10 protein-coding genes and 2 riboswitches are annotated in these 13,346 nt (G+C 60.8%); of the genes, 6 read left to right on the forward strand and 4 right to left on the reverse strand.

All coding sequences use genetic code 11. The annotated features are described in order from the left end of the window. The first annotated feature begins 123 nt into the window (after positions 1–123). The 3 genes from GBC55_RS21395 (at position 124) to nfuA (ending at position 4,227) form a co-directional block, all read left to right on the forward strand. Entirely contained in the window at positions 124–2,436 is a 2,313-nt protein-coding gene (locus GBC55_RS21395) for a fatty acid cis/trans isomerase (RefSeq protein ID WP_162439328.1), read from the forward strand. A gap of 114 nt (positions 2,437–2,550) precedes the next feature. Continuing rightward, positions 2,551–3,585 carry an acyltransferase gene (locus tag GBC55_RS21400; protein WP_162439329.1) on the forward strand — a complete coding sequence of 345 codons (1,035 nt, stop codon included), beginning with the start codon at positions 2,551–2,553 and terminating at the stop codon, positions 3,583–3,585. Positions 3,586–3,642: 57 nt separating this feature from the next. Then, positions 3,643–4,227, forward strand: coding sequence for a Fe-S biogenesis protein NfuA (gene nfuA, locus GBC55_RS21405; RefSeq protein WP_045057579.1), 585 nt, complete (start codon positions 3,643–3,645; stop codon positions 4,225–4,227). Between the two features lie 138 nt (positions 4,228–4,365). Here nfuA and cobM read toward each other — a convergent pair whose 3' ends face one another. From cobM to GBC55_RS21425, 4 genes are all read right to left on the reverse strand, one after another. Beyond that, positions 4,366–5,112 carry a precorrin-4 C(11)-methyltransferase gene (gene cobM / locus GBC55_RS21410; RefSeq protein WP_162439330.1) on the reverse strand — a complete coding sequence of 249 codons (747 nt, stop codon included), beginning with the start codon at positions 5,110–5,112 and terminating at the stop codon, positions 4,366–4,368. An 81-nt stretch (positions 5,113–5,193) separates the two neighbouring features. Further along, the gene (locus GBC55_RS21415; RefSeq protein WP_162439331.1) at positions 5,194–5,607 is read right to left on the reverse strand and encodes a cobalamin biosynthesis protein; all 414 of its coding nucleotides are present in this window, start codon (positions 5,605–5,607) and stop codon (positions 5,194–5,196) included. Next, positions 5,604–6,311, reverse strand: a complete 708-nt coding sequence (locus tag GBC55_RS21420) for a CbtA family protein (RefSeq protein ID WP_162439332.1) — start codon at positions 6,309–6,311, stop codon at positions 5,604–5,606. Before GBC55_RS21420 ends, GBC55_RS21415 begins: the two co-directional genes overlap by 4 nt. An 11-nt stretch (positions 6,312–6,322) precedes the next feature. Next, the gene (locus tag GBC55_RS21425; RefSeq protein ID WP_162439333.1) at positions 6,323–6,514 is read right to left on the reverse strand and encodes a CbtB-domain containing protein; all 192 of its coding nucleotides are present in this window, start codon (positions 6,512–6,514) and stop codon (positions 6,323–6,325) included. Between the two features lie 118 nt (positions 6,515–6,632). Further along, positions 6,633–6,860, reverse strand: a riboswitch (cobalamin riboswitch). A 237-nt stretch (positions 6,861–7,097) separates the two neighbouring features. After that, positions 7,098–7,313: riboswitch (cobalamin riboswitch) on the forward strand. Positions 7,314–7,410: 97 nt separating this feature from the next. Between GBC55_RS21425 and cobW the strand changes: the two genes are divergently transcribed. The 3 genes from cobW to GBC55_RS21440 form a co-directional block, all read left to right on the forward strand. Beyond that, positions 7,411–8,472 carry a cobalamin biosynthesis protein CobW gene (cobW, locus tag GBC55_RS21430; RefSeq protein WP_162439334.1) on the forward strand — a complete coding sequence of 354 codons (1,062 nt, stop codon included), beginning with the start codon at positions 7,411–7,413 and terminating at the stop codon, positions 8,470–8,472. A gap of 3 nt (positions 8,473–8,475) precedes the next feature. Then, positions 8,476–12,390 carry a cobaltochelatase subunit CobN gene (gene cobN / locus GBC55_RS21435; RefSeq protein ID WP_162439335.1) on the forward strand — a complete coding sequence of 1,305 codons (3,915 nt, stop codon included), beginning with the start codon at positions 8,476–8,478 and terminating at the stop codon, positions 12,388–12,390. A gap of 163 nt (positions 12,391–12,553) precedes the next feature. Then, positions 12,554–13,346 (forward strand): AAA family ATPase (locus GBC55_RS21440; protein ID WP_247266964.1); only part of this gene is annotated, 793 nt, incomplete at its 3' end.

A 13,346-nucleotide genomic window follows, 5' to 3' on the forward strand; every position in this document is an offset into this window, starting at 1 on the left:
CGGGATCATAGCAAACCTGTGCGCTTTTAGAGCATGCCGTGGTTTTGCATGAATATCGCTCATGTTGGTGGTGGGCGCAGCCCGGTAGAATCGCGGCGTTTTTTCATGATCGGGACCAGGGACATGTCGTATCGCGTCGCCATCAGCATGATTGTGCTGTGTTTAAGCTGGGGCGCCGAGGCGCAAGGTCCAGTCATTGCTCCTGCATCATCCCCCCCGGCCATTTCCTACAGTCGGGACATACAACCGATCTTCACTGAAAAGTGTGTGGCCTGCCACGCCTGCAATGACGCCGCTTGTCAGCTCAACCTGGGCAGCGGCGAGGGCGCAGCGCGGGGAGCGTCCAAGACCCCGGTCTACGATGGCGAACGCAGAAGCGCAGCCGCGCCGACCCGACTGTTTTATGACGCCTTTGGTCAACACGCCTGGCAGCAGAAGGGTTTCTATCCGGTGCTCGACGGCCAGGCCAGTCAGGCGTCGTTAATGGCGAGGATGCTGGAATTGGGCCACAACGCTCCGTTGCAGCCCAATGCGAAGTTGCCGGAGGGCATCGTGCTCGGCATGAACCGACAAAACATGTGTGCCATGCCGGCCGAATTCGATGGTTACGCCAGCGTTCATCCGAACGAGGGGATGCCGCTGGCCGTTACGGGCCTGACTGACCAGCAATACCAGACCCTGCAACGTTGGCTGGCCTCCGGCGCGCCAATCGATGAGCAAGGCCTGGTGCCGTCGGCGCAGGAAGCGTTACAGGTGGTGCAATGGGAGAACCTGCTCAATGCGCCCGGTGCGCGGGAAAGCCTGGTGGGGCGGTGGTTGTTCGAGCACTGGTTTCTTGCGCACGTTTACTTCAAGGACGGTGAACCGGGGCATTTCTTCCAGTGGGTGCGCTCGCGTACGCCTACCGGACAGCCCATTGACCTGATCCAGACGCGCCGTCCCAATGACGATCCAGGGACTCAGGTGTATTACCGCCTGTGGCCTGTGCAGGGCGTCATTGTGCAAAAAACCCACATCACCTATCCGTTGAGTGCGGCGAAGATGGCGCGGGTCAAAACCCTTTTCTACAGCGGTGACTGGCAGGTCAATGCATTGCCGGGTTACGGGCCGAAACGTCGAGCCAATCCGTTCTCCACTTTCGATGCGATTCCGGCGCAGGCGCGCTATCAGTTCATGCTCGATAACGCTGAATACTTTGTGCGCACGTTCATTCGTGGGCCGGTTTGTCGTGGCCAGATCGCCACCGACGTGATTCGCGATAACTTCTGGGCATTGTTCCAGGCCCCCGAACACGACCTCTACATCACCGACCCGAATTATCGCGGCCAGGCCACGCCTTTACTGGCAATGCCGGGGCAGAACGATGACGTCGGTAGCGTGTTGACCCTGTGGCATGACTACCGCAACAAGCGTAACGAGTACGAGGCACTGCGCCGTGACAGCTACGCCGACGCGCCGGCGCCGAGTTGGTCGACCTTGTGGGCCGGAAACGACAATGCATTGCTGAGTATCTTCCGGCATTTCGACAGCGCTTCGGTGAACAAAGGCCTGATCGGCGAAGTGCCTCAGACAATGTGGCTGTTCGACTTCCCGTTGCTGGAGCGCACCTATTATCAGCTGGCGGTTAACTTTGACGTATTCGGCAATGTCAGCCATCAGGCGCAGACGCGGCTGTATTTCGACTTGATTCGTAACGGTGCGGAGCAGAACTTCCTGCGCTTGATGCCGGCCGATTCCCGGGAGGGTTACCTGGATGACTGGTATCAGAACGGCGGCAAAATCAAGATGTGGCTGGATTACGAGTCCATCGACAATGACAAAGACACCGCGCTGAAGCTTGACGCAAAAGACCCCAAGCGCGATTTTTCCATGCAGTTGCTGGCCCGGTACGGCGACCTCAATGCCAGCCCCGATCCGATCAATCGCTGCGACGGTGCGTATTGCTCGCGCCCCAACATCGATCCTGATTTACAGAATGCCGAACAGGCCTTGAGTAACCTGACGTCCCGTCCGGCGGCGGGGTTGAGGGTGATCGATCAATTGCCGGAGGCGACGATGCTGCGTATCGAAACCGCGAGTGGCAAACGTGCGGTTTACAGCCTGCTGCGCAACCGGGCGCACAGCAATGTGGCGTTTCTGCTGGGGGAATCGCTGCGCTATCAGCCGGGGCTCGATACGCTGACTATCTACCCGGGCGTGCTCAGCAGCTATCCGAATTTCATGTTCAACATTCCCGCCGATCAGGTGCCGGCGTTCGTTGCCGCCATGGAAAACGCCAAGGACGCCAATCGCTTCGAGAAAATCGTCGAGCGTTGGGGGATTCGTCGCAGCCATCCGCAGTTCTGGTTCTACTTCCACGATCTGAGCCGCTACGTGCACGAAACCGATCCGCTGGAGGAGGGCGTGCTGGATATGAATCGGTACGAGAATCTTTGATCGACCTTTGAGCGGTGGCGGGTGTCCGATCTATCAAGCACCGCTGATCCCTGCAGGAGCAAGCTTTGCTCCTGCAACAGGGAGGTGGTGGATTTTTAGATCGGAGGGCCATCAATGTTGATTTCAGTGCAGGCATTGCGAGCACTCGCGGCCTGGGCGGTGGTCGGCCACCATTTCATGCAGATTTTCTTCGACTTCCAGGCCCGCGGCCCGGTGGGGCAGTTTTTCATCGACAAGGGCGCCGTGGGCGTGGATGTGTTTTTCGTTATCAGTGGTCTGGTGATTTTTCTGTCCACCGAGGGCAAATCGCTGCCGCCAGGTCGATTCCTGCTGTATCGGCTGTTTCGCATTGTTCCGGCGTACTGGCTATACACGGTGCTCATGGCACTGGTGGTGGTGTTCGCGCAGCCTGTGTTGCCGGATCAGACGGTCGACTGGTCGCACTTCCTGCTGTCGCTGTTGTTCATTCCTACCGAAAACCCCGGCGGCTACGGGATTTATCCGACGCTGAATGTCGGCTGGACGCTGAACTTCGAAATGCTCTTTTACGTGGTGTTTGCCTGGGCGTTGTTGTTTCGCTTGCAAGTCAGGTTGATGATCGTTGCGGCGCTGCTGTTTGCGGTGTGCCAGGCGTGGACGGGGTATGGCTGGATCAGTGAGTTCTATCGTTCAGACATCGTCTATGAGTTTTTGCTGGGGATCGCCATCGGCATGATCTACCGTCGTGGCTGGATCAAACCCGGCTTGTGGTTGCCGCTGTTAAGTATTGGGGGCGCATTGCTGGCGATCTATCACCTTGCACCGCAACCCCGATTGTTGACCTGGGGCCTGCCCAGCGCGGTACTGGTGATGGCGAGCATGTCGCTGGAACGGTACTTCGAACACAATCGGGTGCTGAAACTGCTGGGCGATTGTTCCTACTCGGTGTACCTGATGCACGTGCTGGTGCTGTCCGCCGGTGGTTTCGTTGCGCAACGTTATGGCGTGAACCCTTATGTGATGTTTGCCATGTGCGTGCTGGCCATCGGCGTGGGTTCATGGGCCAGTTACGAATGGGTGGAAAAACGCAGCTATCGGTGGCTTAAAGCCCGAATTGATGACTCGACAGCCCCAGAGACGGCCCCGACGCTTTCCCGACAAAAATACTAGGACTTTGTGCGGCGCGTTGATTGGCGTAAACTGCGCCCAAGCCTGCGAGGAGTTTCCATGACCGCTATTACCATCACCGACGCCGCACACGATTACCTGGCCGATCTGCTGTCCAAGCAGAACACCCCGGGTATCGGCATCCGCGTCTTTATCACCCAGCCTGGCACCCAGTACGCCGAAACCTGCATTGCTTACTGCAAGCCGGGCGAAGAAAAGCCTGAAGACACCGCTCTGGGGCTGAAAAGCTTCACGGCCTACATCGATTCGTTCAGCGAAGCCTTCCTGGATGATGCGGTTGTCGACTACGCCACCGACCGTATGGGCGGCCAACTGACCATCAAGGCGCCAAACGCCAAAGTACCAATGGTCAACGCCGACAGCCCGATCAACGAGCGGATCAACTATTACCTGCAGACCGAGATCAACCCGGGGCTTGCCAGCCACGGCGGTCAGGTCAGCCTGATAGACGTGGTTGACGACGGTATCGCCGTTCTCAAATTCGGCGGCGGTTGCCAGGGCTGTGGCCAGGCGGACGTTACCCTGCGTGAAGGCATTGAGCGCACCTTGCTCGAGCGCGTTCCCGAGCTCAAAGGTGTGCGGGACGTGACCGACCACACGCAGAAAGAAAACGCCTACTACTAAGGCGTTCGCTGCGAAATGAAAAAACGGCACCCGTGAGTGCCGTTTTTTTATGGGTAAAGCTAAAAGATCGCAGCCTTCGGCAGCTACAGGGGAATGAGCTCTCCTGTAGGAGCTGCCGAAGGCTGCGATGTTTTGATCTTAGGGGCGATACAAATGTGCATGCCCCGCACGGTATAGCGATGACTCGCTGAACTGATCACTCCCCAGCACCCGACCCACCAGAATCAATGCCGTACGCCTGAACCCCTTCGCCTCAACCTTCCCGGCAATGTCCTCAATCGTCCCCACCACCCAATCCTGATCCGGCCATGTCGCGCGATGGATCACCGCGATCGGGCAGTCGGCGCCGTAATGGGGAAGCAATTCGGCGAGGATTTTTTCAAGGTGATTGACCCCCAAATGGATCGCCATGGTCGCCTTGTGCTGCGCCAGGCTGGCGAGTTCTTCGCCAGCGGGCATCACGGTCTTGTCGGCATAACGGGTCAGAATCACGCTTTGGGAGATATCCGGCAGCGTCAGTTCAGCCCCCAACAGCGCTGCGCAAGCCGCGGTTGCGGTCACGCCGGGAATGATTTCAAACGGGATGTCGAGCTCCCGCAAGTAGCGGATCTGCTCGCCAATCGCGCCGTACAGGCTCGGATCACCGGAATGCACCCGCGCCACATCCTTGCCTTCTCTATGGGCGGTTTTGATCAATTCAATGATCTGTTCCAGATGCAGTTCGGCGCTGTTCACCACCGTTTCGGCGTGATGCCCCTCCAAGACTGCAGCGGGGACCAGAGACCCTGCATAGATGATTACAGGACAGCTGCGAATCAGCCGCTGGCCTTTGACGGTGATCAGTTCCGGGTCGCCGGGGCCTGCGCCAATGAAGAAGACGGTCATCGTCGTATCCTGTGAAAAAAGGGGCGAGGCACACCTTCAGATGAAGATTGCTCATGATCGGGGTGGGGATTATCGAAGATTTTAAGCGGCACACGCCAATGCGAGGGTCGCCTGAGCGTATTTTTGCCGCGAAATCAGCAGCTTTGCCGGTGCGTCAGCCAGCTGTTCGGCGAGGGCCAGGGCGGCGCTTTCGGCGATGCCATAGCAACCCGTGCGCTCAAAGGCGATGTCCGAATGATGGCTGAGCTGTCCGTGATAACCCGCCAACTGCTCACTGCTGAAGTACACGATCGGTAGCTCCAGCTGTTCGGCGAGTGCGATCAGGCCCGGTTCATCACGTTTCAGGTCGATGCTGGCAAGTGCCTTGATCTGGTGAAATTCAATCTGATGAGCCTGCAGAGCCTGATCGAGCAGCGCCCGCAACGTGCTGACAGGGCAGCCGCGTTGGCAGCCCAGGCCGACCACGAGCGTCGGCGCTGTGCTGGCATGGGTCATGCGCGGTATTGGCCTTCACCTTTGCGGCGGAACAACCAGGCGCTGATCAGGCCCAGGGCCAGCCAGAATGCGACGTTGGTCAACTGCGAAGCGATTTTGAATTGAGCTTCCAGCGCTTCCGGGGCGAGCATAGAGTGCACTTCCGGTTGCGGTGCGCCGATCACGTGGGGAACGGCCAGGATCGCCACGCCCAGGACTTTCATCAGCCAGTGACGGCTGAACACGATCAATGCGATACCGACGGCGGTAGAGGCGGCGGTGCCGATCCACCAGATCTGGCGTTGCGCCAGGTCGGCAGCGGCTGTGCCGGGCAATTCAGGCGGCAGGCCCAGGGTTGGCGCGAGCACGAACGTGGCGTAACCGGCCAGGCCCCACAGCAAGCCTTGCGCGGTGCTCTTGGGCGCACGCAGAGTGTAGAGGCCAGCGAGCATCAAGGCGAAACCAACCGCTACAACCAGGTTGCCACCGGTGGTGGACAGCACGCGCTGCCAGCCGTCTTCCGGCTCCCAGGCTTCGGCATCGTGGGCATGAGCGGCCATGGCGGTGCCGGTATGCTCATGGATCTCAACGGCGGCAGGCTCTGATTTTTCGTAGGTCTCGGCCTGCATAATCAGCGGAGCTACCCAGAAGCTCTGCAGCAGGGTCAGCAGCAGGGCGGCCAGCAGCCCGGTGAAACCTGCGGTTTGCGCAATACGCTTGATCATGTCGGCAGGTCTCAATGGCACGGGAATGCGGAGCTGTGACGGGTATCGTGGGCGGCGTTGTGCACCGCTTCGATGTGGGAGAACCCGGCAAAGTACACAAGGCATGCGCCCAGAATCGACGCACACAAGGCGGCGGTCAGGCGTTGAGTCAGGGTCGTGGTGCTGCTGGCGGTGTTGCTGCCGGTGGTGCTGATGGTCGACATGGCGCTTCCCTCTGGTCTGTCAGCGGGTGAATAGAGCGCATGGAAGATCCCTGCGAATCGGGCACGCAGAGATGCAACAGCGCCCGCCCACCGCGGGTTTGTTATTCAGTGAAGGTGAAAATCACTGTGTGTTGCGGGCCGGTCTCCGGGCTCACGAGGGGCTGGGGCTTCGCCTCAACCTGCAAGAATCACCTTCCCATGCCGAACTGCTGGCACAGTGGATTCGATTCTTCACTCGCTTACCGTTGCGGGGGCAGCACCGGACTGACATGGCCTTGAGTAAAGCACATGATTCACCGGTTTCCCGTTTCACCCTGTGAAGGGCACCCGTAACAAGGCGTGTAGGAGAGCATGGGCGGGGGTTTGGCGTCAATTGGCAAGGGTTCTCAACTTGGTATCGAATGAGAGGGGTTTACCTGTGGCGAGGGAGTTTACTCCCGCTGGGTTGCGAAGCGACCCCGACAATTCTGCAGGCATACTTCGCCAGCAGGTATGGCGTCGGCTTCGCCGCCGAGCGGGAGTAAACTCCCTCGCCACAGGGGCCGTGTTGCCTCACGAACATTGACCGGCCCCAAGACCATGCGTAGCCTTGCGCATTCGAGGTTCTTCGGCATTAGCCGAAGCTAAGAAGGGAACGCGGTTCAAGCCGCGGCTGCCCCCGCAACTGTGAACGGTGATGTTCGCTGCCACGCCACTGCAAGCCCTGTCCAACGGGTTCGCGGGAAGGCGCAGCGAATGCCAGGCGAAACCGCCAGGCACCCCGTCAGCCAGGAGACCTGCCTCGAAACAGATTCTCACTACAACCGGGCGGGGTGATCCGGTGGCGAACTCTTCCGCGCGCGCCTGTCGCAGCGATTGTCGTCCCGCATGCCCGCCACCTTGCCAAAGGGCATCCGATGAAAACACTGGCCAAACTCCCCGTCACCATCGTTACCGGCTTCCTCGGCTCGGGCAAGACCACCTTGCTGCGGCACATGCTCGACAACGCTCAGGGCCGGCGCATCGCCGTCATCGTCAACGAGTTTGGCGAGCTGGGCATTGACGGTGAAATTCTCAAGCAGTGCGCCATCGGCTGCACCGAAGAAGAAGCCAACGGCCGCGTCTATGAACTGGCCAACGGTTGCCTGTGCTGCACCGTCCAGGAAGAATTTTTCCCGGTCATGCGCGAATTGGTTGCCCGTCGTGGTGACCTCGACCACATCCTTATTGAAACCTCCGGCCTGGCACTGCCCAAGCCATTGGTGCAAGCCTTCCAGTGGCCGGAAATCCGCAGCGCCTGCACCGTTGACGCGGTGATCACCGTGGTCGACAGCCCGGCCGTGGCGGCCGGCACCTTTGCCGCTTTCCCGGACCAGGTCGACGCCCAGCGCAAACTCGACCCGAACCTGGATCACGAGTCCCCGCTGCACGAACTGTTCGCCGACCAACTGGCCAGCGCCGACCTGGTGATCCTCAACAAGGCTGACCTGATCAGCCCTGAAGACCTTGCCCGTGTGCGCCTCGAAGTCGCCGAAGAACTGCCGCCTGCAGTCAAGGTCATCGAAGCCAGCAGCGGTCGCGTGCCTCTGGACGTGCTGATTGGCCTCGGCGCCGGTTCCGAAGAACACATCGACAGCCGCCACAGCCATCACGATCACCACCATGAAGGTGAAGACGACCACGATCACGACGCCTTCGACTCCATTTCCATTGAACTGCCGCAAGCCGACGAAAGCCTGCTGATGGACGCGTTGACCCAACTGGTGGTCAAGCACGGCATTCTGCGAGTCAAGGGTTTCGCGGCGATTCCGAACAAGCCGATGCGCCTGCTGATTCAGGGCGTGGGCACACGTTTCGACAAGCATTTCGACCGTCAGTGGGGCGCTGAAGAAGCACGCACCACGCGTCTGGTGTTGATCGGCCAGGCGTTGGACGCTGCTCAACTTGAAGCGCAGTTGCGCGCTGCGCTCAGCGTTTAACCCATGCACCTGCTCAGGACTCAGCCCGGCGGATTCGTCTCGGATGACAACATTGCCGACCTTGGACAAACCCCCGCCGAGCTGGTGATCCTGTGCAGCGGTGACTCCAGCCTGGCGTTGCTCGCCGAAGCGGCGCAGCAGCTGCCCGACGATTACCCGAGCGTACGGCTGGCCAACCCGATGCAGGTGCAGAACCACGCCTCGGTCGACCTGTATGTCGACGAAGTGCTGCGCCACGCCAAGGTGATCCTGATCTCGCTGCACGGCGGCATCGGCTACTGGCGTTATGGCGTCGAGCGGCTGGTGCAGTTGTCCGAGCAAGGGGTGCAGCTGATCCTGGTGCCCGGCGATGATCGCCCCGACCCGGAACTCAGCGACCTGAGCACGGTAGCTGCCGACGACCGTGACCGGCTCTGGCAGTTTTTGCGTCAGGGCGGCCTGGGCAATGCGCTGGACTTTTTCCGCTGCCTGGCCAATCGCTGGCTGGGTCGCGATTACGCCTGGTCCGAGCCGCAAACCCTGCCGCGCACGGCCATCTACCACCCGCACAAAAGCCCCGCTGATCTGAAGGACTGGCAAGCTGATTGGCGTGCCGATCAGCCGGTCGCTGCTGTGCTGTTTTACCGCTCGCATTTACAGGCCGCGAACACCGCGTTTATCGATGTGTTCTGCCAGCGCTTGCAGGCAGCGGGGTTGAACCCGCTGCCCATTGCGCTGGCCAGTCTGAAAGAGCCCGGGTGTCTTACGGCGGTCGAGGATTGGCTGGATGAGGTCGACGCCGGGGTGATTCTGAACACAACCGGTTTCGCCCAGTCCAGCCCTGAAGCACCGCATTTGCGACCGTTTCGCCGCAATATTCCGGTGATTCAGGCGATTTGTGCCCAGGACAACGAGCCGGGTTGGCGCGCCAGTGAACAGGGCCTTGGCCCTAGGGATCTGGCGATGCACATTGCGCTGCCCGAACTCGACGGGCGAATCATCAGCCGGCCTATCAGCTTCAAGGACCTGGCGTGGCGCAGCGAACGCAGTCAGTCGGATGTGGTGTGTTACCGGGCGCAACCTGAGCGTATGGATTTCGTCGCCGAACTGGCGCGGCGCTGGATCGATCTGGCGCGGGTGCCGAACGGCGAAAAACGCATCGCGCTGATTCTGGCCAACTACCCGACCCGGGACGGACGCATCGGCAACGGCGTCGGTCTTGATACACCGGCCGCTGCACTGAACATCCTGCGCGCGCTGCACACAGAAGGTTATCCCTTGCCTGCCGAACTGCCGGACAGCGGCACTGCGCTGATCCAGCAACTGCTTGGCGGCGTCAGCAACGACCTTGACACGATCGACCAGCGTCCGTGCCAGCAAAGCCTGGGGCTGGATGATTATTGGCTGATGTTCAACGCATTGCCCGAGGCCAACCGAGAAGCTGTCCTGGAACGTTGGGGGGCGCCGCAAAACGACCCGATGTTCCGCAGCGGCCGAATGATGATCGCCGGCCTGCGTTTCGGCCTGACGTTCGTCGGTATTCAACCGGCGCGGGGCTATCAGGTTGATCCCAGCGCGGTCTATCACGACCCCGACCTGGTGCCGCCGCACGGTTACCTGGCGTTCTATTTCTGGTTGCGCAACACCTATGGCGCCCATGGGGTGATTCACGTCGGCAAGCATGGCAACCTCGAATGGCTGCCGGGCAAGGGCGTCGGGCTGTCGGAAAACTGCTGGCCGGACGCACTGCTCGGTCCGCTGCCGAACATTTATCCGTTCATTGTCAACGACCCGGGCGAGGGCGCTCAGGCCAAGCGGCGCACTCAAGCGGTGATCATCGATCATTTGATGCCGCCGCTGACCCGCGCCGAAACCTACGGGCCGCTGCGCAACCTCGAATTGCTCGCCGACGAGTATTACGAAGCGCAGTTGCTGGACCCACGCCGGGCGCGGGAGCTGCAGCGCGACATCCTGCAACTGGTGCGCGATACCCACATCGACCGTGAACTGCAACTGGACGAAAAGCTCAACAGCGATGCCGATGCGGCGATCTGGTTGCCGCGGCTGGACACGTATTTGTGCGACTTGAAGGAATCGCAGATCCGCGACGGCCTGCACATCTTCGGCGAGTCGCCGACCGGGCGGTTGCGCATCGACACCTTGCTTGCATTGCTGCGCATACCCCGGGGTGATGGACGAGGTGCGCAATCGAGTCTGTTGCGGGCGCTGGCCAAGGCGTTTGCGCTGGGGTTTGATCCGCTGGATTGTGAGCTTGCTGAGCCGTGGATCGGTCCGCGTCCGCCTGAGTTGCAAGCCGTTTGTGAGGAAGTCTGGCGCACGGCAGGCGATACCCGCGAACGTCTGGAACTGTTCGCCGCAGATCTGATCTCGCAGACTCTGAGTGCCGAAGTCGACGCTGAACCCTGCGGGAGCGAGCTTTTGTGGCGAGGGGATTTATCCCCGTTGGGTCGCGAAGCGGCCCCAGAAAATGGGACTGCTGCGCAGTCCAACGGGGCGGTGCGACGTTTCGATAAATCCCCTCGCCACAAAAGCGCGTTCCCACAGACTCCCGGCTGGGCTGAAGTAAACGCAATCCTCGATACTCTGCGCGAAGTGGTCGCGCCCCGACTGGATGCCTGCGGCCCCGCAGAAATGCGCGGTTTGCTCGACGCCTTGAGCGGCCGCTTCGTCCCGGCAGGCCCCAGCGGCGCGCCAAGTCGAGGTCGTCTGGACGTACTGCCGACCGGGCGTAATTTCTACTCGGTGGATGTGCGCAACCTGCCGACCACCACCGCTTGGCGTATTGGTTTCCAGTCGGCAAACCTGATTCTCGAGCGTCACCTGCAAGACCACGGCGACCATTTGCGTCAGCTTGGCCTGTCGGTGTGGGGCACCGCGACCATGCGTACCGGGGGCGATGACATCGCGCAGGCGATGGCATTGATGGGGGTACGGCCGGTGTGGGCCACGGGCAGTCAGCGAGTCGACGATTTCGAGATTTTACCGCTCAGTCTGCTGGACCGTCCGCGCGTGGACGTGACCTTGCGGGTCTCGGGCTTCTTCCGCGACGCCTTCGCCAACCTGATTCGCCTGTTCGACGCCGCCGTGCAAGCAGTGGCCGCGCTGGACGAACCGGACGACCTTAATCCGCTGGCGGCCAAGGTGCGCGCCGAGCGCGAAGCGTTGCTGCAATCGGGGCTGGACGAAGAGGCTGCTCGACGTCAGGCCGGCTGGCGCATCTTTGGTGCCAAACCCGGTGCTTATGGCGCGGGCGTGCAGGGCGCCATCGACGGTCGCTTGTGGCAAAGCCGCGAGGACCTGGCCGAGGTTTATCTGAATTGGGGCGGCTACGCTTACGGTGGCTCCGACGAGGGCACTGTCGCCCGAGAACAATTCGCCCAGCGCTTGAGCCAGGTGCAGGCAGTGCTGCAGAACCAGGACAACCGCGAGCACGACCTGCTCGATTCCAACGACTATTACCAATTCCAGGGTGGCATGCTGGCGGCCGTCGAGAGCCTCAGCGGTGAATCGGCCGCCAGCTACCACGGCGATCACAGCCAGCCGGACTTGCCGAAGATTCGAACGCTCAAAGAGGAACTGAACCGGGTGATTCGCTCGCGGGCGGCTAATCCGAAGTGGATCGACGGCGTGAAGCGCCATGGCTACAAAGGCGCGTTTGAACTGGCTGCGACGGTGGACAACCTGTTCGCCTTCGACGCCACCACGCAGCTGATCGATGACCATCAGTATGCGTTGCTGGCCGACGCCTATCTGCTCGACCCGAGCACCCGGGATTTTGTTCGTGAGCATAATCCTCATGCGCTACGGGATATGACCGAGCGGATGCTGGAGGCGCAGCAGCGGGGGATGTGGAAGGAACCGGGGGAGTATCGCGAAGCGCTCGAGAGTTTGTTGCTGGATATAGAAGAAGACAGTTAGAACACTAAGGCCCCTGTGGGAGCGGGCTTGCCCGCGAAGGCGTCCTTCGAGTCAATATCAATGCTGAATTTGATGGCCCCATCGCGGGCAAGCCCGCTCCCACAGGAACCGACGCACCTGTGAGATATATTGATCAATGCCCGACCATCACCGAGTAATGAAAATGACCGACACCCCCCATTTCCCGCTCTCCGCCGTGGTCGGCGCTGACGATCTCAAACTCGCGCTTTGCCTTACTGCCATTGACCCGAAAATCGGCGGCGTGCTTATCGAAGGCCCTCGGGGCATGGCCAAATCGACCCTGGCCCGTGGCCTGGCGGACTTGCTGGCCAGCGGTCAATTCGTCACCTTGCCCCTCGGTGCGACCGAAGAACGTCTGGTCGGTACCCTCGACCTCGATGCAGCCCTGAGCGAGGGTCGCGCGCAGTTTTCCCCCGGTGTATTGGCCAAGGCTGACGGCGGCGTGCTCTACGTCGATGAAGTCAACTTGTTGCCTGATCACCTCGTTGACCTGCTGCTCGACGTCGCGGCCAGTGGCACCAACCTGATCGAGCGCGACGGCATTTCCCATCGGCATTCGGCGAAGTTCGTACTGATCGGCACCATGAACCCGGAAGAGGGTGAATTGCGCCCGCAACTGCTTGACCGCTTCGGCCTGAACGTCGCCCTCAGTGGCCACACAGTGCCGACCGAGCGCGGCCAGATCATCCGTCGGCGCCTCGATTTTGATAGCGACCCACAACATTTCTGCGCGCAATGGGAGAGCCAGCAGCAGTCCCTGCGCGAACAGTGCGAGCGGGCGCGCAGCGCGTTGGCTGGTATTCCACTCGACGATCAGGCGCTGGCACAGATTACCCAGCGCTGCTTCGCTGCCGGCGTCGATGGCCTGCGCGCGGACCTGGTCTGGTTGCGTGCTGCGCGTGCCCATGCGGCCTGGCGCGGAGCGAAGGCCATTG

It is taken from the genome of Pseudomonas sp. TNT3, assembly GCF_010095445.2.
In the GTDB taxonomy this organism is placed as follows: domain Bacteria; phylum Pseudomonadota; class Gammaproteobacteria; order Pseudomonadales; family Pseudomonadaceae; genus Aquipseudomonas.